At 65.9% G+C, this 24,983-nt stretch carries 16 protein-coding genes; 9 read left to right on the top strand and 7 right to left on the bottom strand.

Features of this window, described 5'->3' with window-relative positions:
- Positions 1-118: 118 nt before the first annotated feature.
- The 4 genes from nrfB to CAG34_RS05095 all read left to right on the top strand — a co-directional run bounded on the left by nrfB (position 119) and on the right by CAG34_RS05095 (position 7,367).
- Positions 119-2,293, top strand: coding sequence for a cyclic di-3',5'-guanylate-activated glycosyltransferase NrfB (nrfB, locus tag CAG34_RS05110; protein WP_085588491.1), 2,175 nt, complete (start codon positions 119-121; stop codon positions 2,291-2,293).
- The gene (locus CAG34_RS05105; RefSeq protein ID WP_085588489.1) at positions 2,290-5,295 is read left to right on the top strand and encodes a phage receptor; all 3,006 of its coding nucleotides are present in this window, start codon (positions 2,290-2,292) and stop codon (positions 5,293-5,295) included. Before nrfB ends, CAG34_RS05105 begins: the two co-directional genes overlap by 4 nt.
- Entirely contained in the window at positions 5,295-6,134 is an 840-nt protein-coding gene (locus CAG34_RS05100) for a DUF4434 family protein (RefSeq protein ID WP_085588487.1), read from the top strand. The genes CAG34_RS05105 and CAG34_RS05100 overlap by 1 nt, the downstream gene beginning before the upstream one ends.
- A gap of 141 nt (positions 6,135-6,275) precedes the next feature.
- A complete protein-coding gene (locus CAG34_RS05095) occupies positions 6,276-7,367 on the top strand; it encodes a diguanylate cyclase (RefSeq protein WP_085588484.1) in 1,092 nt (363 codons plus the stop codon).
- 116 nt (positions 7,368-7,483) lie between these two features.
- On the opposite strand, the gene CAG34_RS05085 is transcribed toward CAG34_RS05095, so the two are convergent.
- Positions 7,484-8,782, bottom strand: a complete 1,299-nt coding sequence (locus CAG34_RS05085) for an ATP-binding protein (RefSeq protein ID WP_013972839.1) — start codon at positions 8,780-8,782, stop codon at positions 7,484-7,486.
- A 6-nt stretch (positions 8,783-8,788) separates the two neighbouring features.
- Positions 8,789-9,490 (bottom strand): response regulator transcription factor, encoded by a 702-nt coding sequence (locus tag CAG34_RS05080; protein ID WP_003259958.1) that lies wholly within the window; start codon positions 9,488-9,490, stop codon positions 8,789-8,791.
- 273 nt (positions 9,491-9,763) lie between these two features.
- On the opposite strand from CAG34_RS05080, the gene CAG34_RS05075 reads away from it, so the two are divergent.
- The 3 genes from CAG34_RS05075 (at position 9,764) to mobA (ending at position 14,716) form a co-directional block, all read left to right on the top strand.
- Positions 9,764-10,939, top strand: coding sequence for an efflux RND transporter periplasmic adaptor subunit (locus CAG34_RS05075; protein WP_024087211.1), 1,176 nt, complete (start codon positions 9,764-9,766; stop codon positions 10,937-10,939).
- A gap of 11 nt (positions 10,940-10,950) precedes the next feature.
- Positions 10,951-14,079, top strand: a complete 3,129-nt coding sequence (locus CAG34_RS05070; RefSeq protein WP_085588482.1) for an efflux RND transporter permease subunit — start codon at positions 10,951-10,953, stop codon at positions 14,077-14,079.
- A gap of 61 nt (positions 14,080-14,140) precedes the next feature.
- Positions 14,141-14,716, top strand: a complete 576-nt coding sequence (gene mobA / locus CAG34_RS05065) for a molybdenum cofactor guanylyltransferase MobA (protein WP_085588480.1) — start codon at positions 14,141-14,143, stop codon at positions 14,714-14,716.
- A gap of 218 nt (positions 14,717-14,934) precedes the next feature.
- Here mobA and CAG34_RS05060 read toward each other — a convergent pair whose 3' ends face one another.
- From CAG34_RS05060 to peaA, 5 genes are all read right to left on the bottom strand, one after another.
- The gene (locus tag CAG34_RS05060; protein WP_085588478.1) at positions 14,935-16,608 is read right to left on the bottom strand and encodes a fatty acid CoA ligase family protein; all 1,674 of its coding nucleotides are present in this window, start codon (positions 16,606-16,608) and stop codon (positions 14,935-14,937) included.
- A gap of 137 nt (positions 16,609-16,745) precedes the next feature.
- The gene (peaD, locus tag CAG34_RS05055; protein ID WP_085588476.1) at positions 16,746-17,867 is read right to left on the bottom strand and encodes a quinohemoprotein amine dehydrogenase subunit beta; all 1,122 of its coding nucleotides are present in this window, start codon (positions 17,865-17,867) and stop codon (positions 16,746-16,748) included.
- Between the two features lie 32 nt (positions 17,868-17,899).
- Entirely contained in the window at positions 17,900-18,223 is a 324-nt protein-coding gene (gene qhpC / locus CAG34_RS05050) for a quinohemoprotein amine dehydrogenase subunit gamma (protein WP_004375838.1), read from the bottom strand.
- Between the two features lies 1 nt (position 18,224).
- The gene (peaB, locus tag CAG34_RS05045; protein WP_013972844.1) at positions 18,225-19,655 is read right to left on the bottom strand and encodes a quinohemoprotein amine dehydrogenase maturation protein; all 1,431 of its coding nucleotides are present in this window, start codon (positions 19,653-19,655) and stop codon (positions 18,225-18,227) included.
- Positions 19,656-19,704: 49 nt separating this feature from the next.
- On the bottom strand, positions 19,705-21,270 hold the full coding sequence (peaA, locus tag CAG34_RS05040) for a quinohemoprotein amine dehydrogenase subunit alpha (protein ID WP_085588474.1): 1,566 nt from the start codon (positions 21,268-21,270) through the stop codon (positions 19,705-19,707).
- Between the two features lie 494 nt (positions 21,271-21,764).
- Here peaA and CAG34_RS05035 point away from each other — a divergent pair, with 494 nt between their 5' ends.
- Complete coding sequence (locus CAG34_RS05035) at positions 21,765-23,258, top strand: aldehyde dehydrogenase (protein ID WP_085588472.1); 1,494 nt, start codon at positions 21,765-21,767, stop codon at positions 23,256-23,258.
- A 151-nt stretch (positions 23,259-23,409) separates the two neighbouring features.
- Positions 23,410-24,723 (top strand): hypothetical protein, encoded by a 1,314-nt coding sequence (locus tag CAG34_RS05030; protein ID WP_085588470.1) that lies wholly within the window; start codon positions 23,410-23,412, stop codon positions 24,721-24,723.
- Positions 24,724-24,983: the final 260 nt, after the last annotated feature.

Below are 24,983 nucleotides of genomic sequence, written 5' to 3'. Positions count from 1 at the left end.
CCCGCGTTCGGCTGCTTGTATCTATCCAGTACAAACGGCGACAAGTCGTACAACTTCGTCCAGGGAATCGAACGAGGATATAGACGATGGCCCACCCCTTCCTGCCGGTGACCGGCACATGAGCCTGGCATTCATCGATTTTCTCACCTATGTGCTGTTCGGCCTGAAGATACTCGCGATCGTCCTGGCCACGCTGATGTTCCTGCTGGGCCTGGATGACCTGTTCATCGACCTTTGCTACTGGGGCCGCAAGCTGATCCGGCGCTTTCGCATCTACGACAAGTACGAAAAAGCCGACGAAAAACGCCTGTTCGAGGTACCGGAAAAGCCCCTGGCGATCATGGTCCCGGCCTGGAACGAAGTGGGCGTGGTCGGCGAGATGGCGCGCCTGGCAGCCTCGACCATCGACTACGAGAACTACCAGATCTTCGTCGGCACCTACCCCAACGACCCGCAAACCCAGGCCGACGTCGACGCGGTGTGCCTGCACTATCCCAACGTGCACAAGGTGGTCTGCGCTCGCCCCGGCCCCACCAGCAAGGCCGACTGCCTGAACAACATCATCGACGCGCTGCTGCGCTTCCAGCAGGACGCCGGCATCCAGTTCGCCGGCTTTATCCTGCACGACGCCGAAGACGTGATCTCGCCCATGGAGCTGCGCCTGTTCAACTACCTGCTACCGAACAAGGACATGATCCAGATCCCGGTGTACCCCTACGCACCGGAATGGAAAGGCTTCACCGCCGGCCACTATGTCGACGAGTTCGCCGAAAACCACGGCAAGGACGTGATCGTGCGCGAGGCCCTGACCGGCCAGGTGCCCAGCGCCGGGGTCGGCACCTGCTTCAGCCGCCGCGCCATCAGTGCGCTGCTCGAGGACGGCGACGGCATCGCCTTCGACGTACAGAGCCTCACCGAAGACTACGACATCGGCTTCCGCCTTAAGCAGAAGGGCATGAAGTGCATTTTCGCCCGCTACTCCATCACCGACCCGGCGCTGACCCTGAAGCAGGAATGGCGCCCGGGCATGAGCCGCGAATTCTCCCAGGTGATCTGCGTGCGCGAGCACTTCCCGCGCGACTGGCAGCATGCTATCCGGCAGAAGTCGCGGTGGATCGTCGGCATCGTGTTCCAGGGCACCAGCAACCTCGGCTGGAGCCGCAAGGGCGCGCTCAACTACTTCCTCTGGCGTGACCGCCGCGGCTTGTTCGCCTACCTGCTTAGTTTCCTGGTCAACCTGTTGCTGCTGGTGTTGCTGGCCATGTGGCTGGTCACGGTGATTGCGCCGGAGTCGTGGCGCTTCATGTCGATCCTCAGCGACAGCTGGCTGCTGACCACCTTGCTGTGGCTGAACGGGCTGATGCTGTTCAACCGCCTGTTCCAGCGCGGCTGGTTCGTCACCCGCTTCTACGGCATCGGCGAAGGGCTGCTGTCGGCACCGCGGATGATGTGGAGCAACTTCGTCAACTTCTTCGCCAACCTGCGTGCCCTGCGCCAGGTAATGGAAATGGGTGACTCGCGGCGCGTGGCCTGGGACAAGACCACTCACGAATTCCCCGCCATCGCCGCCCCCGCCCGCACGCCGCTGGGCCAGCGCCTGGTGGCCAAGGGCCTGATCAGCGACGAACAGCTGCAACAGGCGATCACCAGCCCGGTACGCCGGCGCCTGGGCCGAGAGCTGCTGCTGCGCGGCTGGCTGAACAGCGAACAGCTGGTCGCCACCCTGGCCGAGCAGATGGACCTGTCCTGGGCACCGCTGAACCCGTTCAAGCTCGACCCGCAGCTGATCGCCAAACTGCCGCGCAAGCTGGCGACGCACTATGGCGTGCTGCCGGTGGCCGAAGACGGCGACACGCTGGTACTGGCCAGCGAAAGCCCGGTGAGCCAGGTGTCGCTGGGGGTAATCAGCCGCCACCTGAAGCGCCCGGTCAGCGCCCGCCTGGCGCCCCAGGGCCGGGTGACCCTGGGCCTGCGCTACCACTACCCAAGCCCCTGGCAGAAGCCGGAAACCCGCGACATGCTGGCCATCCTCGAGCGCCACCAGGACGACGAAGTGCTGCTGGAACAGGTCAGCCACCATCAGGTGATGCTCGGCGCCTTGCTGCAGGTGCGCGGCATGGTCCCGGTCACTTTGTTCAACCAGGCGCTGATCGACTTCGACCCGGAACACCAGAGCCTCGGCGAGCACCTGATTGCCCGCGGCATCATCACCGAGCAGGTGCTGCAGCAGGCCCTGATCGAACAGGCCAGCGAACAGCAGGCCGCTTTTGACCTGACCCGGGAGGTGGCATGAAGCCGCGCTTTTCCCTCACTTTCACTGGCTTGTTGCTGTGCTCCGCCGCCCTGCCCTGCGCCGCTTCGGCGCCGATGACCGACTTTCAGCGGTTCACCAGCTACCCGTTCATGGAGCGCAGCTACCGCGAAGCGAAGAAGGACAACTGGCCCGAGGTCGAACGCCTGACCCGCCACGTGCTGGGCCGGGTGCCGAACAACGACGAAGCCCGTGCGCTGCTGGTCGAGGCACTGGCTCACCAGCGCCGCTACAAGGAGGCCGAGGCCCTTGCCGAACAGTTGGGCGACAGCCCCGAATACGCCAACGCCCTGCTTGAACTGCGCCTGGCCTGGATCGAACAAGACCCGCCGCCGGCCAGCCAGGTGGAACAATGGCTGGCCAGCAGCGACGGCACCCACCGGGTGCGCCTGTGGCAGGCCTATAGCCTGAGCCTGGCCAAATACGGTGGTGCCGCCAAGGCGCTGGACTGGCTCAACCATCTGCCGCCTCAGGGGGACGGCCAAGTGCTGCGCCTGGCCCGGGCCAACTTCGCCGAGCAACTGCGCAACTGGAAGGAAACCATCGAACAGCTGCAGCCGTTGGCCGACCAAGGCCAGTTGCCTGCGCAAGACTGGCAGCGCCTGGCCAATGCCTATATCCAGCAGGTGGATGAAAAAGGGCTGAACGCGCTGCTGCCCAGCGCCCCTTCCCCCGAAGCAGCCAACCAGGCCCGCCTGGCGATGGCCAACCGCGCCATCGCCGTCGGCCAGAACCAGCAGGCCCGGCATTGGCTGCAGGCACTGCCCGCCGCGCAGCTGAACCAGCCCGAGCAGCGCCAGCAACTGTGGGAGCTGGCCCGCGAAGGCGACGACGCGCCGCTGGTACAGCGCCTGAGCAACGAACTGCAACGCCCCTGCCTGGAAACCGTCGACTGGCTGTCGCACCGCGACCCGGAGCTGGCGCGCGAGCAGTTCAAGGGCTGCACCGCCGGCACCGACCCCAGGGCCTATGCCGTGCTCAAGCAGCGCCTGTACGGCGACCCGCCCCAGCCCCCGCAACCACGCACCGCCGCCGAATGGGAGCAACGCTATCGGCAGAGCGGCGATATGGCCGCACTGGAGCAAGCCACCTTCCTGCTGATGCAACAGGGCCATGGCGAACACGCCCGGCAACTGCTGGAGCAGGCCTACGACCGCCACCAGGGCCGCCTTGCACCGTCGCTGCTGCAGCGCCTGGGCAACCTGTATGCGCGCAACGACGGGCCGCTGGACAGCCGCCGCATGCTCGGCCTGATCCCTCGGGTCGACGCCAGTACCCGGGCCCAGCTGCTCGGCCGCCTGGCCGAGGCTGGCCAGTGCGATGCCGTGCGCCAGGCCGTACCGGCCACCCCGAGCGAGCCCGGCCAGTACCGCGCCCTGGGCCGCTGCGCCATGCCCGACCAGCCCGGCGAAGCGGTGGTCTACTACCAGGCCGCCGAGCGCCTGGGCGACAGCGGGAGCCGCTTGCCCCTGGCCTATGCCCTGGAAGCCGCTGGCGACTCCGAAGCGGCCCTGCCCATCTGGCGCACCCAGCCGGACAGCGCCTGGTCCGACAACGCCCGCCTCACCGCCGCCCGTGGCGCGCTGAACGCCGGCGACGCACAAGCGGCCCGGCGCTATTGGGACGCCGCCGCGCACGATAGCGCCGACGACTGGGCCCTGGGTGCCGCCATCGCCCAGCGCCAAGGCGATTACCAGGCCGCGCTGGGCTTCCAGCGCCAGGCCCTGGCGCACAACCCGCGGGCCGACCACTACTACGCTGCCTCCAGCACTGCGCAACTGGCTGGCGACAGTGCCCAGAGCAGCGCCTGGCTGGCCGAAGCCGTGCGCCTGGCCCCCGACCAGCCACGCTACCGCGCCGACTACGGCATGCGCCTGGCCAGCTCGACGGACAAGGCCCAGCGCCGCCAGTCGATCCCCTACCTGGAGCGCGCCACCCACGATTTCCCCGAGGACTACCGCCTTGGCGAGACGCTGGCCTTGCGCTACGACGAAGCCGAAGACAGCGCTTCGGCGCGCCGCGAACTGCGCCGCATCCTCGATGTGGAGCAGGACCTGGTCGACGGCGACGACGAATACGGCAGCCTGGAAGCCCGCAAGTACCGCCAGCGCCGCGCCCACGAAAGCCTGTCGCGGCGCGACACCATCACCCTGGCCAGCACCTGGTCGCCGGCCGGCACCTCGACCAACGACAAGTTCCTCGACAATGGCCAGCGCAGCGGCACTTCGCGCCGCGCGCAATCGCAGAACGTGCAGCTGGCCATGTGGGACCACGCCCTGGGCGAAGAGCCCAGCCGCAACGGCAGCACCCTGTCGGTGTATGGCCGCGTGCTGTTCGGTGGGCAAAGCCGCACCGACTACGCGCAAAGCATGGGCACCGGTGTCGGCCTGCGCTACAAGCCATTCGGCCAGGCCAACCTCAACCTGTATGCCGAGCTGTACCACCAGCGTCAGATCGACGAAGAGCACTACCGCGGCCTGAGCCTGGGCCAATTGCTGAGCCCGGCCAAGGTCGGCGGCAACTGGGGCGACCTGCGTCACCACGCCGAATCGAGCAACGACCTGCTGTTGCGTGCCACCGCCTCGTTCCTCGACCAGGGCGACTGGCGCAACGACTGGCGGGTCGATGAAGACGACTGGAACGAGCGCTTCCTCTACCTCGACGCCGCCTGGTGGACCCGTGCCGGCGACCACGCCTGGCTGTCGCGCTACCAGCAGGGCCACGCCTGGAAGCTGCCGGGCAGCTCGCCGCAAACCATCATGCCCTATGGCTTTGTCGAGTTTTCCAGCCAGGACCCGAGCAACGACTGGCGCCAGGACGCCCGGGCCGGGGTTGGTGTGCGCTGGCAATGGTGGTTCGATGACGACCGCTACAACGCCTACCGCGGTTCGCTGAAAGTGCGTGCCGAATACCAGCAATCGCTGGGCGGCAATCTATACGAGCGCGCCAACGGCGTGCTGGTCGGTGCGGAGATGACCTTCTGATGCGTACGTTCCTGGCCCTCTGCCTGCTTGCCCTGTGCCTGCCAGCCAGCGCCGACCAGCGCCTGTTCTACCAACCCCTCAACCGCGACGCCAATGTCACCCCCGCCCAGTGGCAGCAACTGTGGCACGCCACCGTGGCCCAGGGCGGCAAGACCCTGATCGTGCAGTGGAGCGCCTATGGCGACAGCGATTTCGGCGGTGCCCAAGGCTGGCTGGCCGACAGCCTGCGCAGCGCGCGTGCCCAGGGCCTGCAACTGGTGCTGGGGCTGTACATGGACCCGGCCTATTACCAACGCATCGAAGAGCTGGACGGTGAAGGCCTGAACAGCTACTGGAAGGCGCAGCTGGGGCGCTCGCTCAGCCAGTACCAGCAACTGCGCCAGGCGTGGCAGTTGCCGGTGGACGGCTGGTACCTGCCCATGGAGCTGGACGACCATCATTTTCGCGAGGCCGAGCGCCGTGATGCCCTCTACAAACAGTTGCAGGCCTTCAACCGGCAGTTGGACAAGCCTTTGCATATCAGCGCTTTCACCGCCGGCAAACTCTCACCGCGGGTCAATGCCGCATGGCTGGATCAACTGGCCGGGTTGGGCTTGACTGTGTGGTGGCAGGATGGCGCCGGGACCGGGCGCTTGCCCGCGTTGGTGCGCCAGGGCTACGAGCAGGCCTTGCCATGCCGGGTGGGCGTGGTGCGCGAGGCGTTCCGCCAGGTGAGCGCGCCAGGCCAGGCGTTTCGAGCTGAGCCTGCCCAGCCGAAGCTGGGCGCCGGGTGCCATGCCGAGGCGGTGTTCGACCTGCGTTACCGGCCATGGGCCCGGGGTGTTCTGCCCACCAATTGAGTCTCCAGGCCCGGCCTCTTCGCGGGTAAACCCGCTCCCACAGGGACCGCACAGATTTCCACTGCTGTGGGAGGCCTGTGGGAGCGGGTTTACCCGCGAACGGGCCAGGCCTGGTAAAGCAGTACTCTCAGGAGCCCAGCGATGTTCAAAACCATCGAAGCCCACGTTCGCAAACAGGTCGCCCCCGCCGCCCTGCGCGCCGAATTCCGCCAGCACGAATTCGAGGCCATGCGCCCATTCTGCCTGTTGGTATTCTGCGTCAGCATCCTGATCTGGCTGGTCTTCGACCTGATCGTCAGCTTCCTCGGCGGCCAGGGTTTCACCTGGCTGTCCTATCTGTTCATCACCCTGCTCGGCGCCCTCACCGTGGTGCTGCGGTTCACCCGTCGCAGCCATCATTTCGATGTGCTCAACCTGCTGTTCATCGCCTCCATCACCCTGGGCATGCGCCTGGTGATCGAAGGCATCCCGGTGGCCCTGCGCCCGGTGTGGCTGGTGCTCGGGGTCTCCACCGTGCTGTATGCCGTGTCGGTGCTACCGGTGCGGCGCTGGTCGTTCTTCTGCGCCATGGCCATCACCTGGGTGGTGCTCAACCCGTTCTACCACACCCGTATCGGGCCGGACGAACTCGAAGGCGCCATGCTGATCAGCTACGCGGTGTTCCTCAGCGGCCTGGTCATCTACAGCTACCTGCAGATGCGCAAGGCCAAGCTGCACAACTTCTACCTGTCCAAGGTGCTGCTGGACCAGGCCTATGTCGATGCCCTGACCGAAATCCCCAACCGCCGTTCGTTCATGGCCCAGGCCGACCGCCAGCTGCGCCTGGCCACGGCCGAGCAGTACCTGGCGATGATCGACATCGACAACTTCAAACGGGTGAATGACCGTTTCGGCCATGACGTGGGCGATGAAGTGCTCAAGCGCGTGGCCCTGCATATCAAGGCGAGCATGGCCGGTTACGAGTTTGCCCGACTGGGCGGCGAGGAATTCGCGATCTTTTTCCAGGGGCTGGACCAGCAAGGCGCCGAGCAACGGGTGGCGGCGCTGTGCCAACGAGTACGTGAAGATGTTGGCGAACACCCGGTAACCATCAGCATTGGCCTGGCCCGGGTGGACCAGGGCGACAGCCTGACCACGGCGCTGGTGCGCGCCGACCAGGCGCTGTACGAGGCCAAGCACAGTGGCAAGGACCGCTTTGTGCTGTGGTCTGCCCGGCTGGCAGAAAGTGATTAGCAGGCCCGGCCTCTTCGCGGGCTCGCCCGCTCCCACAGGGACCGCACCGGCTTCGAACCCTGTGAATGCCCTGTGGGAGCGGGCAAGCCCGCGAAAGGGCCGGTACAGGCAACCCATCACCCGGCAGGCAAGCGAATCCGGAACTGCGCGCCACCCAGCGCCGACTGCGCCACGGTCAAGGTGCCACCCTGCCCCTCGATGGCCCGCCGGCTGATCGCCAAGCCCAGGCCAAACCCGCCGGTATTGCGGTCACGGCTACGGTCCAGGCGGTAGAACGGCTGGAAAATCCGCTCGCGCTCCTCCACCGGAATCCCAATCCCGTCATCCTCCACCGTCACCAGGCAGGCGCCATCGTCTTCCAGGCGCAAGCGCAGCAACAGGCTCTCGTCGCAGTAACGCATGGCATTGCGCACCAGGTTCTGCACCGCCCGTGCCGTCAGCCGTGGGTCCAGCACAAAACGCGGCAGATCCCCCTCGGCCCGCACCTCCCACTGGATACCCCGGCCATCGAGCTCCTCGGCAAAGCCGCCGAGCACGCTGTCGACCAGCTCCAGCAACGACACCTCGACCCGCTCGCGGGCCTGGTCCGCGTTGTACAAGCGGCTGTAGGACAACAGCTCCAGCACCAGCTCATCCAGCTCACGCACATGCCCCACCAACTCCAGCAGGCGCTTGCGGCTGGCCGGCGGCACTTCGTCGAACAGCAGCACCAGGCCGAAATCCAGCCGGGTCAACGGCGTGCGCAACTCGTGCGATACCGCATTGAGCAGCTCGCGCTGCTGGTTGACGTGGCGCTCCAGGTCACTGGCCATGGTGTCGAACACCCCGGCCAGTTCACCGATGTTGGAGTGCGGCGAGATGTGCGTACGCTCGGCCATCTGCCCCTGGCCCAGGCGCCGGGCGGTTTCCTTGAGGCGCTCCAGGTCACGCCAGTGCGGCCATACCCACAGCAGCAGGCAACCGAGCATGGCTGCACCGATCAGTACGGTCACGCCCCACGACAGCACGTTGATATCCAGCGGGTCTGGCGGTGAGTGCAGGCGCACCAGCCATTCCTTGTCCAGCGGCGCCAGCACCGTCTCGTAGTAGCCCCATTCGGCGATGCGCACGGCGTACAGGCCGTGCTCCAGGCGCGCCTGCTCGTCCTCGCTCAGGTCGGCCTGGTCCATGCGCAGCAGTTGCAGTTCCAGCGGCGCGAAATCACTGGCCAGCTCTTGCTCCACCGCCGGCCACTGCTCGCGCGGGGCCTGGCGGAACTGGCGCACGATCAGCGACTGCACGCCCTTGGCCTGGTCCAGGTTGTAGGCCATGAAGCGGTCCTGGAACAGGCCGACGATGGTGTCGGGGATGAACAACAGCGCACCGGCATAGGCAACGATGATCACCAGGTACAGCCGCACCAGAATCTTCAGCATGGGCGGTCAGCACTCCCACTCGACACGGCTGAACAGGTAGCCCTTGCCCCACACGGTCTTGATCTTGCGTGCTTCGCCGGCGTTATCGTCGAACTTGCGCCGCAGCTTGGAGATGGCCACGTCCACCGAGCGGTCGGTGCCGTTGAACTCGATACCCCGCAGTTGCTGCAGGATGCGGTCGCGGTTCAGCACTTCGCCGGCATTGCGCGCCAATACCACCAGCAGGTTGTACTCGCCACTGGACAGCTCCACCTCTTCGCCGCGCCAGCTCACGGTGCGCTCGGCCAGGTCGATGCGCAGGCCACCGATCAGGATCAGGTCGTTGTCCAGGCGCGGCTCGTTGACGCTGCTGCGGCGCAGCAGGGTACGCACGCGGGCCAGCAGCACACGCGGCTCGCAGGGTTTGGTCACGTAGTCGTCGGCGCCCATTTCCAGGCCCAGGACCTGGTCGTGGCTGTCGTCGCGGGCGGTCAGCATCAGGATCGGCAGGCCCTGCGACTCCTGGCGCAGCAGGCGGCACAGCTGCAGGCCATCGATGCCCGGCAGCATCAGGTCGAGGATGACCAGGTCGGGCTTTTGCCGGCGGTACTCGTCCAGCACATGATCGCCACGGGCGATCACCTGGACATGGAAGTCGTTGCGTTGCAGGTAGCTGGCGATCAGCTCGGACAGGGCGCTGTCGTCTTCGACCAGGAAAATATTCGGCATAGGCGCTTGGGAATCTGGGTTGGGGTAAGACCTCACCGGCCTCTTCGCGGGCTTGCCCGCTCCCACAGGGACCCAACAGCACTTGAAAGCTGTGCAGTCCCTGTGGGAGCGGGCAAGCCCGCGAAGAGGCCGGCACAGGAATACTCAGGATATAGAACACTACAGGCAGACAGGATTCTTCTTCACACTTTTTCACACTCGTCCTACAGGTATTAACAGCCACCCAAGGAACGCCTGCCGTAGCATACCGGTGGTCATCATCGGAAGATCCGCATGTCTACTACCCTCCCCCCACGCTTGCGCCCGTTGGCGCTTCTGGCGTTCCTGAGCCTGTCCCTGGCCGGCTGCGACGACAGCGCCGAACAGGAAGAACAGGCCCCCACCCCGCAAGTGCGGGTGGAAACCCTGCAACTGCAGCCATTGGCCATCAGCAGTGAGCTCAGCGGCCGTATCCTCGCACCGCGCACCGCAGAAGTGCGTGCGCGCGTCGCGGGCGTGGTGCTCAAGCGGGTGTACCGCGAAGGCAGCGACGTCAAGCAGGGCGATGTGCTGTTCCTGATCGACCCGGCACCGTTCAAGGCCGACCACGACAGCGCCCGCGCCACCCTGGCCAAGGCCGAGGCCACCCTGTACCAGGCACGCCTGCAGGAGCAGCGCTACCGCGAACTGGTCGACGACAAGGCCGTCAGCCGCCAGGAATACGACAACGCCAAGGCCAGCTACCTGCAGGCCGATGCCGCAGTGGCCGAGGCCAGGGCCGCCCTGGAGCGCGCCCGCCTCAACCTCGGCTACGCCACCGTGACCGCGCCGATTTCCGGCCGTATCGGCCGCGCCCAGGTCACCGAAGGTGCGCTGGTCGGGCAGAACGAGACCACGCCACTGGCGACCATCCAGCAGCTGGACCCGATCCACGCCGATGTCACCCAGTCAACCCGCGAGCTCAACGCCCTGCGCCGCGCCCTGCGTGCCGGCGAGCTGCAGCAGGTCGGTGACGGCCAGGCCCGGGCCACGCTGATCCAGGACGATGGCAGCACCTACCCGCTGCCGGGCAAACTGCTGTTCTCCGACATCAGCGTCGACCCCAGCACCAACCAGATCACCCTGCGCAGCGAGTTCCCCAACCCGGACCTCGACCTGCTGCCCGGCAGCTACGTGCGCGTGCGCCTGGAGCAGGCCGTGCAGCCCAAGGGCCTGAGCGTGCCGCAGCGCGCCATCCTGCGTGACAGCGCTGGCGTGCCCAAGGTGCTGGTGGTCGACCCGCAGGCCCGGGTCAGCGACCGCCAGGTAGTACTGGGCAGCGCCCAGGGCGACCGCTGGATCGTCAGCGAAGGCCTGGCCCCCGGCGAGCGGGTGGTGGTCGAGGGCCTGCAACACGTCAAGGCCGGTGACCAGGTGCAGGTCGACAATGCATCAGGGGCATCGCCCATCGCACAGCACACTGGCCAGTGAGGGCCTGATTCATGCCGCAATTCTTCATCGACCGCCCGGTATTCGCCTGGGTGGTCGCCCTGTTCATCCTGCTGGCCGGTGCCCTGGCCATCCCGCAGCTGCCGGTGGCCCAGTACCCCAACGTGGCCCCGCCGCAGGTGGAAATCTACGCCGTGTACCCGGGCGCCTCGGCGGCGACCATGGACGAGAGCGTGGTCAGCCTGATCGAGCAGGAGCTCAACGGCGCCGACAACCTGCTGTACTTCGAGTCGCAGAGCAGCCTGGGCAGCGCCACCATCACCGCCACCTTCGCCCCGGGCACCAACCCGGACCTGGCCCAGGTCGACGTGCAGAACCGCCTGAAGGTGGTCGAGTCGCGCCTGCCGCGCCCGGTGACCCAGCAAGGCCTGCAGGTGGAAAAGGTCTCCACCGGCTTCCTGCTGCTGGCCACCCTCACCTCCGAAGACGGCAAGCTCGACGAAACCGCCCTGTCGGATATCCTCGCGCGCAACGTGATGGACGAAATCCGCCGCCTCAAGGGCGTCGGCAAGGCCCAGCTGTATGGTTCGGAACGCGCCATGCGCATCTGGATCGACCCGCGCAAGCTGATCGGCTTCAACCTCACGCCCAACGACGTGGCCGAGGCCATCGCCGCGCAGAACGCCCAGGTGGCCCCCGGCAGCATTGGTGACCTGCCCACCCGTGGCACCCAGGAAATCACCGCCAACGTGGTGGTCAAGGGCCAGCTGAGCACCCCGGAGGAATTCGCCGGGATAGTCCTGCGTGCCAACCCGGACGGTTCCACGGTGACCATCGGCGATGTCGCCCGGGTCGAGATCGGTGCCCAGGAATACCAGTACGGCACACGCCTGAACGGCAAGCCGGCCACCGCCTTCAGCGTGCAGCTGTCGCCGGGCGCCAACGCCATGGAAACCGCCACCCTGGTGCGGGCGAAGATGCAGGACCTGGCGCGCTACTTCCCCGAAGGCGTCAAGTACGACATCCCCTACGACACCTCGCCATTCGTCAAGGTGTCGATCGAGCAGGTCATCAACACCCTGTTCGAGGCCATGCTGCTGGTGTTCGCGGTGATGTTCCTGTTCCTGCAGAACCTGCGCTACACCCTGATCCCGACCCTGGTAGTACCGGTGGCCCTGATGGGCACCTTCGCCGTGATGCTGGCCATGGGCTTCTCGGTCAACGTGCTGACCCTGTTCGGCATGGTGCTGGCCATCGGCATCCTGGTCGACGATGCCATCGTGGTGGTGGAAAACGTCGAGCGGATCATGGCCGAGGAAGGCCTGCCGCCCAAGGAGGCCACGCGCAAGGCCATGGGCCAGATCAGCGGCGCGATCGTCGGCATTACCCTGGTGCTGGTGGCGGTGTTCCTGCCCATGGCCTTCATGCAAGGCTCGGTGGGGGTGATCTACCAGCAGTTCTCGCTATCGATGGCAGTGTCGATCCTGTTCTCGGCGTTCCTGGCCCTCAGCCTGACCCCGGCGCTGTGTGCCACCCTGCTCAAGCCGGTGGCCAAGGGCGAGCACCACGAACGCAAGGGCTTCTTCGGCTGGTTCAACCGCCGCTTCGAGGGCATGAGCAACGGCTACCAGCGCTGGGTGATGCAGGCGCTCAAGCGCAGCGGCCGCTACCTGCTGGTATACGCGCTGCTGCTGGCGGTGCTGGGCTATGGCTTCAGCCAGCTGCCCACGGCGTTCCTGCCCACCGAAGACCAGGGCTACACCATCACCGATATCCAGCTGCCACCTGGCGCCAGCCGCATGCGCACCGAACAGGTGGCGGCACAGATCGAGGCGCACAACGCCGAAGAGCCCGGCGTGGGTAACACCACCTTGATCCTGGGTTTCAGCTTCTCGGGCAGCGGGCAGAACGCGGCACTGGCCTTCACCACGCTCAAGGACTGGTCCAAACGCGGCGCAGACGACAGCGCCCAGTCGATTGCCGACCGCGCGACCATGGCCTTCACCCAGCTCAAGGACGCCGTGGCCTACGCCGTGTTGCCGCCGCCGATCGACGGCCTTGGCGAGTCGACCGGCTTCGAGTTCCGCCTGCAGGACCGCGGCGGCATGGGCCACGCCGAGCTGATGGCCGCCCGCGACGAGCTGCTGGCCAATGCCGGCAAGAGCAAGGTGCTGACCAACGTGCGCGAAGCCTCGCTGGCGGAAAGCCCGCAGGTACAACTGGAAATCGACCGCCGCCAGGCCAACGCCCTGGGCGTATCGTTTGCCGATATCGGCTCGGTGCTGGACGTGGCCGTGGGTTCCAGCTACGTCAACGATTTCCCCAACCAGGGCCGCATGCAGCGGGTGGTGGTGCAGGCCGAAGGCGACCAGCGCAGCCAGGTCGAAGACCTGCTGAAGATCCACGTGCGCAACGACAGCGGCAAGATGGTGCCACTGGGCGCCTTCGTCCAGGCCAGGTGGGTCAGCGGCCCGGTGCAGCTGACCCGCTACAACGGCTACCCGGCGGTGTCGATTTCCGGCGAACCGGCGGCCGGCTACAGTTCGGGCGAAGCCATGGCCGAGATCGAGCGCCTGGTAGCCCAGCTGCCGGCCGGTGCCGGCCTGGAATGGACTGGCCTGTCGCTGCAGGAGCGGCTGTCCGGCAGCCAGGCACCGATGCTGATGGCGCTGTCGTTGCTGGTGGTGTTCCTGTGCCTGGCAGCGCTGTACGAAAGCTGGTCGATCCCCACCGCAGTACTGCTGGTAGTACCGCTGGGCGTGCTCGGTGCGGTGCTGGCGGTGACCCTGCGCGGCATGCCCAACGACGTGTTCTTCAAGGTCGGCCTGATCACCCTGATCGGCCTGTCGGCGAAGAACGCCATCCTGATCATCGAGTTCGCCAAGAGCCTGGTCGACCAGGGCGTCGATGCCGCCGACGCCGCCGTGCAGGCCGCGCGCCTGCGCCTGCGGCCGATCGTGATGACCTCGCTGGCGTTCATCCTGGGCGTGGTGCCACTGGCCATCGCCAGCGGCGCCAGTTCGGCCAGCCAGCAGGCGATCGGCACCGGGGTGATCGGCGGCATGCTCAGCGCCACCCTGGCAGTGGTGTTCGTGCCGGTGTTCTTCGTGGTGGTGATGCGCCTTGCCGGGCGACGCCAGGCGGGTAATGCCGACACGCAGGCCGTGACCAGCGAGAGCTGACTGGACAAGCCCCGCGTGAAATGGGAGGGTTCCCGGCAATGACTGCCCGGAACCCTTTTTCATGCCTGATGCCCTTCCCCCCTGCTCCATCCTCATTCTCGCCGGTGGCCGCGGCCAGCGCATGGGCGGCCGCGACAAGGGCCTGGTCGACTGGCAGGGCGAACCGCTGGTGGCGCATGTGCAGCGCGTGGTACGGCCGCTCAGCGATGACCTGGTGATTTCGTGCAACCGTAACCAGCAGGCTTACCGGGCGTATGCCGACCAGTTGGTGGGCGATGCCGAGGCGGACTACCCCGGGCCGTTGGCGGGGGTGATTGCCGGGCTCAAGGTGGCGCGGCATGAATGGGTGGTGCTGCTGGCCTGTGATGCACCGCTGGTTGACCGGGGGTTGATCGAGGACCTGCTGCGGCTGGCGGTGGCGGGTGACAGTGCGGCCATGGTACGCCAGGGTGGGTACTGGCAGCCGATGTTCAGCGTACTGCCACGCCGGGTGTTGCCGGTGCTGGAGCAGGCCTGGGCGGCGGGCGAGCGGAGTTTGCAGAAGGCCTTGCTGCGTGAAGCGGTGCAGGGGCTGGAATGTAGTGACGATGATCGCAGGTTGAGCAACTTCAACAGCCCGGAGCTGTTGCAAGGCTGAGATCATCTACTGCCTGTGCCGGCCTCTTCGCGGGTAAACCCGCTCCCACAGGTACTGCACAGGCCTCAAGGGCGTTGGAGACCTGTGGGGAGCATCTACTGCCTGCACTGGCCTCTTCGCGGGCACGCCCGCTCCCACAGGTACTGCACAGGCCTCAAGGGCAGTGGAGAACCTGTGGGAGCGGGCGTGCCCGCGAAGAGGCCAGTACAGGCGACACATCACCCGGCAGACAATTCCTCGACACTGATCTCGCGCATGCGGAACTTCTGCACCTTGCCGGTCACCGTCATCGGGAATTCATCGACAAAGCGGAAGTACCGCGGCACCTTGAAGTGCGCTATCCGCGCCTTCGCCCAATCGCGCAGTTCCTCCGCGCTGGCCGTATGCCCCGGGTGCAGCCGCACCCAGGCCACGATCTCTTCACCGTACTTGCTGCACGGCACGCCAATCACCTGCACGTCGGCCACCGCCGGGTGGGTGAAGAAGAACTCCTCCAGCTCGCGCGGGTAGATGTTCTCGCCGCCGCGAATGATCATGTCCTTGCTGCGCCCGACAATTCGCACATAGCCCTGCTCGTCCATCACCGCCAAGTCGCCGGTGTGCATCCAGCCTTCCTCATCGATGCTTTCGGCCGTGGCCTTGGGGTTGTTCCAGTAGCCCAGCATCACGCTGTAACCCCGCGTGCACAGCTCGCCAATCTCACCACGCGGCAGGGTGTTGCCATCGACATCGATAACCTTGTTCTCCAGCCGCGGCTGGGTGCGCCCGACGCTGGTCACGCGGCGCTCCAGGTCGTCGCTGGCGCCGGTCTGCAGCGACACCGGGCTGGTTTCGGTCATGCCATAGGCAATCTGCACCTCGGCCATGTGCATCTCGCCAATGACCCGGCGCATCACTTCGATCGGGCAGGTGGCACCGGCCATGATCCCGGTGCGCAGGCTCGACAGGTCGAACTCGCCGCGCTGGGGGTGGTCCAGTTCGGCGATGAACATGGTCGGCACACCATACAACGCCGTGGCCTTTTCTTCCGCCACCGCACGCAGGGTGGCCAGCGGGTCGAAGGCGTCGTTGGGGTAGATCAGGGTGCTGCCGTGGGTCATGCAGCCGAGGTTGGCCATGACCATGCCAAAGCAGTGGTACAGCGGCACCGGCACCACCAGCCGGTCATGCTCGGTCAGGCCCAGGCTTTCACCGACCATGTAGCCGTTGTTGAGGATGTTGCTGTGGCTGAGGGTGGCGCCCTTCGGGAAACCGGTGGTGCCCGAGGTGTACTGGATGTTGATCGGGTCGTCGCAGCGCAGCTGTGCCTGGCGCTCGGCCAGGGCTTCGCGGCTGACGGCCTTGGCACGGGCCTGCAGCTCGTGCCAGGCCAGGAAGCCCGGCGGTGGCGCGACGGCCAGGCTGACCACACCGCGCAGTTCGGGGAAGCGTTCGCAGATCAGGGCGCCCGGCTGCCCGCCGGCCAGGCCCGGGACCAGCCCCAGCAGCATGGCGTGGTAGTCGGAGCTCTTGAACGCGTCGGCGCAGATCACCCAGCGGCAGCCGGACTGGCCGAGGGCGTAGTCCAGTTCGCTGGAGCGGTAGGCCGGGTTGATGTTGACCAGGATCGCGCCCACCTTGGCGCTGGCGAACTGGGTGATGCACCACTCTGCGCAGTTGGGTGCCCAGATACCGAGGCGGTCACCGGGCTGCACGCCCAGGGCCATCAGCGCACGGGCATGCTGGTCGACGGCTTCGGCCAGTTGCTGCCAGGTGTAGCGCAGGGCCTGGTGGCGGACGACCAAAGCGTCACGGTCGGGGAAGCGGGCGACGGTGGTGTCGAAGGCGTCGCCGATGCACTGGGTAAGCAGGGGTTTGTCCTGGTTGCCCTGGGAGTAGCTTGGCTGGGGCATGGCGGTCTCTTGTTGTTCTTGTGTTGTCTGTACCGGCCTCTTCGCGGGCTTGCCCGCTCCCACAGGTACCACACAGGTTTCCAGGCCTGTGCAGCCCCTGTGGGAGCGGGCAAGCCCGCGAAGAAGCCAACACCGGTTTAACGGATGAACACCTGCGGCGTGGTGGTGGACATGTCCCCACCCGGCAACTTGATGTTCTTCACTTTCTCCAGCGTATCCGGGTTGAACACCGCCAGGTCGTTGAAGGTGCCGCCCAGGTACAACTTGTCGCCCTTCTTGTCGAAGGCCACGCAGTAGTAAGTGTGGTCCAGATTCGCCGCCTTGATCAGCTTGCGCTGTTTGAGGTCGTACTTGGCCAGGCGGTTGAGCACGCCGTAGATCTGGTTCGGGTCTTTCGGCGAACGCAGCCCGGTGAAGTACAGCTCGGTCAGGTCGGCAAATTCCTGGGTGTGGGTCTTGCCGGTCTTCAGGTCGACGCTCAGGTAGCCATACAGCAGATCGGCGGTGGCCGGGTCCTGCTTGTCATCCTTGAACCTGGCAATGGTGTACAGCATCGAGAACTCGTGGCGCGGGCTCTGGTGCGGCCAGAAGTACAGCACGTCCGGGGCGCTGTAGCCTTTGCGGTTCCAGTTGCGCAGCGGCAAGGCCACCGTGTACTCGCCGGTCTTCACGTCCATCTTGTAGATGTCCGGCCCGGCGACGTACAGGCTGCCATCGTCCGCCGCACGCATCAGGTACACCTGGCGCGGCATCGGGAAGGTGCGCACCGGCTTGGCCTCCAGGCCATCGGCTGTGCTGAACACTTCCAGCCGCGGTGGCTTGACCACGTAGTGATCGTTCAGGCGCTGGGTCGGGTTGACCGTGGCGTACACTTCCTTGCCGTCCGGGCTGATGGCGAACGAGTACATCGACCGGCCCACCTCACCCGGCACACTGGACAGGTTGGCGTGGAAGGTGTTCTTGCAGGTGTCCAGGTCGATGCCGTAGATGTCGCCGTAGTGGTTGTTGAGCACGTAGGCGGTGCGGTTGTCCGGCGCCATCATCGCGGTGCCGGGGCCGAACTTGTCGGGCATCACGCAGCTCTTGTACACCGTGTCACTGGCCACATCGACCACGTGCAGGTTGTTCGGGTAGTTGGTCACGATCATGTATTCGTGGCCAGCCTTCAGCGCCGGCCCGGTGTCGGCGGCCTGTACCAGCCCGGCACAGGCCGTGGCGGCGATGGTGAGCGCGAGTGACGCGCAGCGTCCAGCTTTCATGCGGTTTCCCCTTGTCATTCTTGTTGGGCCGGTCACTTGTCTTTCGGGAACACGGTGCCGAGGTTGCGCCAGTCTTCCGCCGAGTTGCTCGCCTGGGCGTTCCAGTCCTGGTAGGTGCTCATCATGTCCGGCACCTGGGCCGGCCACCAGCAAGGGTCGGAGCAGCCATACAGGTCGGCCTCCATCGGCTGGCACAGCGAGCTCACGCCACCAAAGGCGTCCACTTCCCAGCCCGGGTCGGTGGTGGCGGTGCAACCCGCCACTGCGCTCATGGCCATGACTTCTTCGACGCGGTCTTCGGCGGCGGCCTGCTCGAGGATGCGCGCCTTGTTGTTCAGGGGCTTCAAGTGCTTCATGTCAGTGCGCCTTCCGCGGGGTGATGTAGCGATCGATGAAGGCCGGGTTGGCGGCCATGATGCGGCTGTAGACTTCGATGCCGAAGTCGACCCAGTCGCGCATCAGCTCGCAATAGTGATAGGTCGGGTGCTGCGGGTCGCCATAGCGGGCATAGCTTTCGTGGTAGCAGCCGCCGGAGCACAGGTTGCGGATGCGGCAGCTGTCGCAGCCGGTGTTGCTGCGGTCCAGGCGCTGCGACAGGAAGTCGTTGAGCTGCGCCTGCTTCACGCCCTGGTGCACATTGCCGAAGGTCGGCAGGCTGGAGCCGGTGAAGCGGTGGCACAGGTTCAGCTCGCCCTCATGGTCCACGGCCAGCATCTTCAGCCCGGCGCCGCACGGCAGGGCCTTCTTGTGGCCTTCGTGGATGTCGGTGATCAGCTGGTGCAGGTTGGAGAAGCCGATGTTGCGGTGCTCCAGCGCAGCCTCCAGATAACGCCGGCCCAGCGCCTTCATGTTGGCGAACACCTGCACCAGTTCTTCGCCGGTGAGGTTGAAGTTGGCCATGTCGCCAGAGGTGACCGGGGCAAAGCCGACTTCAGCGAAGCCCAGTTCGTTGAACAGGTGGTTCCAGATGGTCTCGACGTCAGTGATGCCACGGGTCAGCGTGACCCGCGCACCCACCGGGCGGCTGTGGTAGCGCGACAGCAGCATGTCGACCTTGCGCCGCACCACGTCATAGGTGCCCTGCCCGCCCACGGTGATGCGGTTGCGGTCGTGCACGGTCTTGGGGCCGTCGATGCTGATCGACAGGCCGAAGCGATGGGCATTGAGCCAGTCGATGATCTCTTCGGTGAGCAAGGTGGCATTGGTGGTCATGATGAATTCCACCTGCTTGCCGGCCTCGGCGAAGCGCCGCTCGCAGTAGGCGACCATGTGCTCGATCAATGGCCGGTTGGACAGCGGCTCGCCACCGAAGAACACAACGCTGTAGCGCTGCTCGTCGGGCGACTCCTTGAGCAGCATCTCCACCGAAGCCTCGGCGGTGGCGGTACTCATCTTCTTGCCCGCGGACGGTTTGTCCAGGTCTTCCTTGTAGCAGTAGGTGCAGCTGAGGTTGCAGCCGGTGTTGACGTTGAGCACCACGGTGTTCAGCGCCGTGCGCTCGACCTGCTTGAGGGCGATTTCCGGGGTCAGCGGCGAGCCGTCGCTGACCAGCTCCAGCGCGATAAGCTCGCGCAGGGTGTCCTGGATATCGCTGCCGGCAAACTGCTGGCCAAGGCGCTGCATCAGCTCCTCGGCCGAGCAGCCTTGCTGGCGCAGGGTGTCGATGATGCCGCCGGTCACCGCGTCGGCGGTGAACAGTGAACTGCTGGGGATATGGAACAGCATGCGGTCAGCGTCGACCTGCACTTCATGCAGGTTGCGTTCGACCAGGTTCAGTAGCGCGCCCATGGCGACCTCCCGATAATCGATCCGTTGGAAAACCGTAAGCCCCCTGCCGTTACGGCAGCGGCGGGTTGTTCCAGCGCTGTACGGTGACGATCATGTGCCCTTCGCCAGTCTGGCCACCGTCGGCCAGGGTGGCGATGACCTTCAGGTTGCCGGCGTTGTTGGTCATCATCTTGCGCTCCGGGTTGGGGCCGGCACCGCCTGGCACGAACACGCCATCGGCCTGCATCTTCCCGGCGAACTTGACGTCTTCGTCCTCGACCGCACGCTCGTTGAACGGCTCGACCTTCCAGCTGGCCGGCAGGTAGCCGATGCGCAGCGGCTGGCCATTGGCGTCCTTGCCCCAGGCTTCGGCCTCGAAGCGGCCCTGCACCTTGGGCACCGAGGCGCCGTTTTCGCCGATGCGGGCGATGGAGAACGCCGGCACCACTTTCACTTCCTCGACCTTGTCGTACACCGCCAGGTTGACGCCCTTGAGCGCCCCTACGGCGACTTCGCGCTGGCCGGGTTTGGCATCGGCCGCGGCGCGGGCCTTCACCCGTACCAGGGTTGGGGTCTGCTCCAGCACCTCGGTCACTTCCACGCCAGTGCCCAGGTCCGGTTTGCCGGCCAGGCCGCTGCCGACCAGGGTAATCTCGCTTTCGCCACCAGCCTTGATGAACGCCGGCTGTACCGCCAGCAGGCGCGCCTTGCCCTCCTTCACCGCGGTAAAGTCCAGGCCACGCTCATCGTGCTCGGCCTCGAACATGCGGCCTTTCATTTCGCCATCCAGCGCGGCGAACACCTGACGCAGGTTGGCGTCGCCGACCTTGACGTTGCCACGCCATTCATAGCCGTTGTAGAGGATCGCCGAACCGCTGCCATTGAACGGCGTGCCGTCGGCATAAGCGCCCTTGACCTCGACCTTGAAGGTGTCGCCCTGGTCAGGCGTGACGCTCATCACCCCGCGCACATCGCCCTTGGCCAGCATGTGGCCGCTGAATGCCCACTGGCCCGGCAGCGCATCGGCCTTTGGCCTGGCCTTCTGCCATTCGGCCCACGCCGCGCTTTCCAGCGGGTAGCGCTTGGCCAGGTCCGGCACCACTTGTTGCAGGGCGATCGGCAGCCAGTCGCGGTCACGCGCCTGGGCCTGGTATTCGAGGGACGGCCACTGGCCGAGATGGAAGTTGACCAGGTGCTCCCATTCCTTGGCTGGGCGCCGCTGCAAGGCGACACGGGCACCGGAGTGGCAACGGCCACAGGTTTCGCTGAGCTGGGTGTCGAACTGCTCGACGGTGTTCAGCCGGCGCTCCATGGCATAACGCACGCCGTCGGTTTCGCTGGGCGCCAGGCCCTGCTTGTCGGCCAGGTACTTGACCAGGGTGCGGCGGTCGTCGTCGCTGATCTGCAAGCCGTGCATCACCTGCATGCGGGCGATGCTCATCAGCCAGCCTTCCGGCGTCTTGCGCTGGTGGCTGATACGGCTGTAGGTGTCGTTGCCTTCGGGGATATGGCACCCCATGCACTTGTTCTGCAACAGGCTCGGGCCCTGCTCGGCCGCCATGGCCTGGGTGCTCAGCAGCGCGGCGGCGACCAGCGCCAGTTTGCCCGCATGCCGCCGGAGTCGAGTCGTCTTCAAGGTCAGACCTCCACGGTTGTTGTTCTTATCGTTTTCGCACGCTTTGGTACAGCAGGTGTGCATGTGACGGTTGTGATACAGGAACTGTGCCAGGTGATGTAAAAGTGTTTTCTTTCAACCTTTTAGCCGGTTTTCCGGCCTTGGCCAGCAGCAGGCATGGCCAATTGCAGCGTGCCATTTCGCGACAGGGTGTTTCATCCTGAGACAAGGGCCTGCTGCGCAGGCCTTCGCGGGCATGCCCGCTCCTACAGGTATCACACCGGCTCCAGGCATTGTGCATTCCCTGTGGGAGCGGGCGTGCCCGCGAAGAGGCCGGAACAGCCACTGTTTCACCACCGTCTCACACCGTCTCAATGTGCAACAGCGCAACCCTGCAATCCCAACCTTGCACCAGGACAAAACCCAACCCGTTCAACGGTTTGCGGCCATCTACCGACCTTGGCACGCCCATTGCGCCTATGCCTGTCACATCCAATGACAAGAGGCACCGTCCCATGCTTTCCGAACTGCCCATCCTGCCCGCCACCCGCGCCTTTCTCGAACGCAAGCTGAAGATGCGCATCGGCGCCGACTGGCAGGACGCCGCCAGCGGTCGCACCCTGTCGTTCCGCAACCCGGCCACTGGCGAGGTACTGGGTGAAGTGCCCGCCGCCGAGGCCGAAGATGTCGACCGCGCCGTGCGCGCCGCGCGCCTGGCCTTCGATGATTCGCCGTGGAGCCGCCTGCGCCCACGCGAACGGCAGAACCTGCTGTGGCGCCTGGCCGACCTGATGGAGCGCGACGCCCGCCAGCTGGCCGAACTGGAATGCCTGAACAACGGCAAGAGCGCCGCCGTTGCCCAGGTGATGGACGTGCAACTGGCCATCGACTTCCTGCGCTACATGGCCGGCTGGGCCACCAAGATCGAGGGTAGCACCGTCGAAGCCTCGATGCCGTTGATGCCCAACGACCAGTTCCATGGTTTCGTGCGGCGCGAGGCAGTGGGCGTGGTCGGCGCCATCGTCGCCTGGAACTTCCCGCTGCTGCTGGCCTGCTGGAAGCTCGGCCCGGCCCTGGCTACCGGTTGCACGGTAGTGCTCAAGCCCGCCGACGAAACACCGCTGAGCGTGCTCAAGCTGGCTGAGCTGGTGGACGAAGCCGGCTACCCGGCTGGCGTGTTCAACGTGGTCACCGGCACCGGCCTGAACGCTGGTGCCGCACTCAGCCGCCACCCCGGCGTGGACAAGCTGACCTTCACCGGCTCCACCGAGGTCGGCAAGCTGATCGGCAAGGCGGCCATGGACAACATGACCCGCGTCACCCTGGAACTCGGCGGCAAGTCGCCGACCATCGTCATGCCCGACGCCAACCTGCAGGAAGCCGCCGCCGGCGCGGCTACGGCGATCTTCTTCAACCAGGGCCAGGTGTGCTGTGCCGGGTCCCGCCTGTACGTGCACCGCAAGCACTTCGACAACGTGGTGGCCGACATCGCCGGCATCGCCAACGGCATGAAGCTGGGCAGCGGCCTGGACCCGGCGGTGCAAATGGGCCCGCTGATCTCGGCCAAGCAGCAGGACCGCGTCACCGGCTACATCGAGCTTGGCCGCGAGCTGGGCGCGACCATCGCCTGCGGTGGCGAAGGCTTCGGGCCGGGCTACTTCGTCAAGCCGACGGTGATCGTCGATGTCGACCAGCGCCACCGCCTGGTGCAGGAGGAAATCTTCGGCCCGGTGCTGGTGGCGATGCCGTTCGATGACATCGACGAAGTGATCGGCATGGCCAACGACAACCCCTATGGCCTGGGTGCGAGCATCTGGTCCAACGACCTGGCCGCCGTGCACCGGATGATCCCGCGCATCAAGTCGGGGTCGGTGTGGGTCAACTGCCACAGCGCCCTCGACCCTGCCTTGCCCTTTGGCGGCTACAAGATGTCCGGCGTCGGCCGTGAGATGGGGGCGGCTGCCATCGAGCACTACACCGAGCTGAAGTCGGTGTTGATCAAGCTCTGATCATTTTCCTGTACCGGCCTCTTCGCGGGCTCGCCCGCTCCCACAGGTATTGCACTCCTTTCACGACCTGAGGAAATCCTGTGGGAGCGGGCAAGCCCGCGAAGAGGCCGGTACAGGCAACCCCAAAAACAACAAAAACATGGAGCACACCATGAGGCACAAACTCGCCTGCACATTGGCCCTGCTGTTCGCCGCCCCGGTCACCCAGGCCTACGAGCTGTACAACCACGACGGCACCACCCTCAACGCCGACCTCGAAGCCCTGTTCGGCGCCTTCCACAGCGACGAAAGCTTCAACCTGGCCGGCAATCGCAAGCCCGGCAGTACCGCCTGGCAGGAAGGCTACGTCAAATATGGCCTCAGCGGCAGCCAGGCCCTGGCCGACAGCGGCGCGCTCTACGGCGCCTTCAACCTGCTCAGCTCCGCCACCTGGGGCGACGGCGACGCCGCCGGCCTGACCCTGGGCGACGAGCGCCGCACCGCCATCGAAGACCTGTACCTGGGCTGGCGCTCGGCCAACCTGTTCCCGGCCCTGGGCGAAGACGGCGTGGACATTTCCGGCGGCCGCCAGGTGGTGACCCTGGGCGACGGCTTCCTGATCCAGGGCGACCCGGTGAACCTGGGCAAGGTCGACCTGGGCGCCAACTTCGACCGCGGCGGCGCCTACTACCTGGCCGCACGCAAGGCCTTCGACCGCACCGCCGTGCTGCGCCTGGGCGGCAAGCAAGGCTGGCGCAGCGACCTGATGTGGCTGAAGTCCGACAACCACTACCAGGCCGACACCTCGCTGGCTGTGGCCAACCTGGAGCACGTCGCCGACGTCGGCACCGTCGGCCTGAGCTGGATCCGCGGCCTTGACGTGGACCAGCGCTACGCGCAGATCATGGGCCTGGAACACCGCGACGGCATGGACACCGCCAGCCTGCGCGGGCGTGGCAACCTGGGGGTGAAAGACCTGGAGCTGGCCGCCGAGTACGTGACCCAGGACAAAACCGGCGGGCGGGAGAACGCCTGGTACCTGGAAGGCAACTGGACCTTTTCCGAACTGCCCTGGTCCCCCACCGCCACCTACCGCTACAGCCGCTTTTCCGAAGACTTCGACCCGCTGTTCTATGGCCTGAGCCGTGGCTATGGCACCTGGTTCCAGGGTGAGGTGGCAGCCAACTATGCCGGGCCGTTCAACAGCAACAGCCAGGTGCATCACGTGGCGCTGAAGGGCAAACCACGGGACAACCTGACCGTCGGCGCCCTGTACTTCGACTTCGATACGCTGGACACCGACCAGGGCAACCTGGGCGGGCGGGAGCTGGACCTGTATGTGGAATGGATGGTCAACGACCACCTGCTGATCAGCCCGCTGGTAGGGTTCTACAAGCCGGAACGCAGCGCGGCCAATGGCGGGACGCAGCTGGGCGGGCGGGATACCGGGACCTATATGCAGTTGATCGTCGGGACTTTCTTCTGATTCAAGGGCCCTATCGCCGGCAAGCCAGCTCCCACAGGTACAGCACATGCCTCTGGCTCTGTGGCAACCTGTGGGAGCTGGCTTGCCGGCGATAGGGCCGCAAAGCGGCCCCCGGCAATCTCAAGCCAAACCCTGCTCCAACAACCACCGCCGCACCATCATCTGCTGCTCTCCTGGCAGGCCTGACAATACTGCCTCGAGATCAACGACCACCTGCTGATCAGCCCGCTGGTAGGGTTCTACAAGCCGGAACGCAGCGC

The sequence above is a fragment of the Pseudomonas sp. B14(2017) genome (genome assembly GCF_002113255.1).
Taxonomy (GTDB): Bacteria; Pseudomonadota; Gammaproteobacteria; order Pseudomonadales; family Pseudomonadaceae; genus Aquipseudomonas; species Aquipseudomonas putida_Z.
This window is presented reverse-complemented; position numbering and strand designations above follow the sequence as displayed.

Excerpts from the sequence above, each read along its gene's own strand:
- nrfB (WP_085588491.1), top strand. The coding sequence starts at position 119 with ATGAGCCTGGCATTCATCGATTTTCTCACCTATGTGCTGTTCGGCCTG.
- CAG34_RS05105 (WP_085588489.1), top strand. The coding sequence starts at position 2,290 with ATGAAGCCGCGCTTTTCCCTCACTTTCACTGGCTTGTTGCTGTGCTCC.
- CAG34_RS05100 (WP_085588487.1), top strand. The coding sequence starts at position 5,295 with ATGCGTACGTTCCTGGCCCTCTGCCTGCTTGCCCTGTGCCTGCCAGCC.
- CAG34_RS05095 (WP_085588484.1), top strand. The coding sequence starts at position 6,276 with ATGTTCAAAACCATCGAAGCCCACGTTCGCAAACAGGTCGCCCCCGCC.
- CAG34_RS05085 (WP_013972839.1), bottom strand. The coding sequence starts at position 8,782 with ATGCTGAAGATTCTGGTGCGGCTGTACCTGGTGATCATCGTTGCCTAT.
- CAG34_RS05080 (WP_003259958.1), bottom strand. The coding sequence starts at position 9,490 with ATGCCGAATATTTTCCTGGTCGAAGACGACAGCGCCCTGTCCGAGCTG.
- CAG34_RS05075 (WP_024087211.1), top strand. The coding sequence starts at position 9,764 with ATGTCTACTACCCTCCCCCCACGCTTGCGCCCGTTGGCGCTTCTGGCG.
- CAG34_RS05070 (WP_085588482.1), top strand. The coding sequence starts at position 10,951 with ATGCCGCAATTCTTCATCGACCGCCCGGTATTCGCCTGGGTGGTCGCC.
- mobA (WP_085588480.1), top strand. The coding sequence starts at position 14,141 with ATGCCTGATGCCCTTCCCCCCTGCTCCATCCTCATTCTCGCCGGTGGC.
- CAG34_RS05060 (WP_085588478.1), bottom strand. The coding sequence starts at position 16,608 with ATGCCCCAGCCAAGCTACTCCCAGGGCAACCAGGACAAACCCCTGCTT.
- peaD (WP_085588476.1), bottom strand. The coding sequence starts at position 17,867 with ATGAAAGCTGGACGCTGCGCGTCACTCGCGCTCACCATCGCCGCCACG.
- qhpC (WP_004375838.1), bottom strand. The coding sequence starts at position 18,223 with ATGAAGCACTTGAAGCCCCTGAACAACAAGGCGCGCATCCTCGAGCAG.
- peaB (WP_013972844.1), bottom strand. The coding sequence starts at position 19,655 with ATGGGCGCGCTACTGAACCTGGTCGAACGCAACCTGCATGAAGTGCAG.
- CAG34_RS05035 (WP_085588472.1), top strand. The coding sequence starts at position 21,765 with ATGCTTTCCGAACTGCCCATCCTGCCCGCCACCCGCGCCTTTCTCGAA.
- CAG34_RS05030 (WP_085588470.1), top strand. The coding sequence starts at position 23,410 with ATGAGGCACAAACTCGCCTGCACATTGGCCCTGCTGTTCGCCGCCCCG.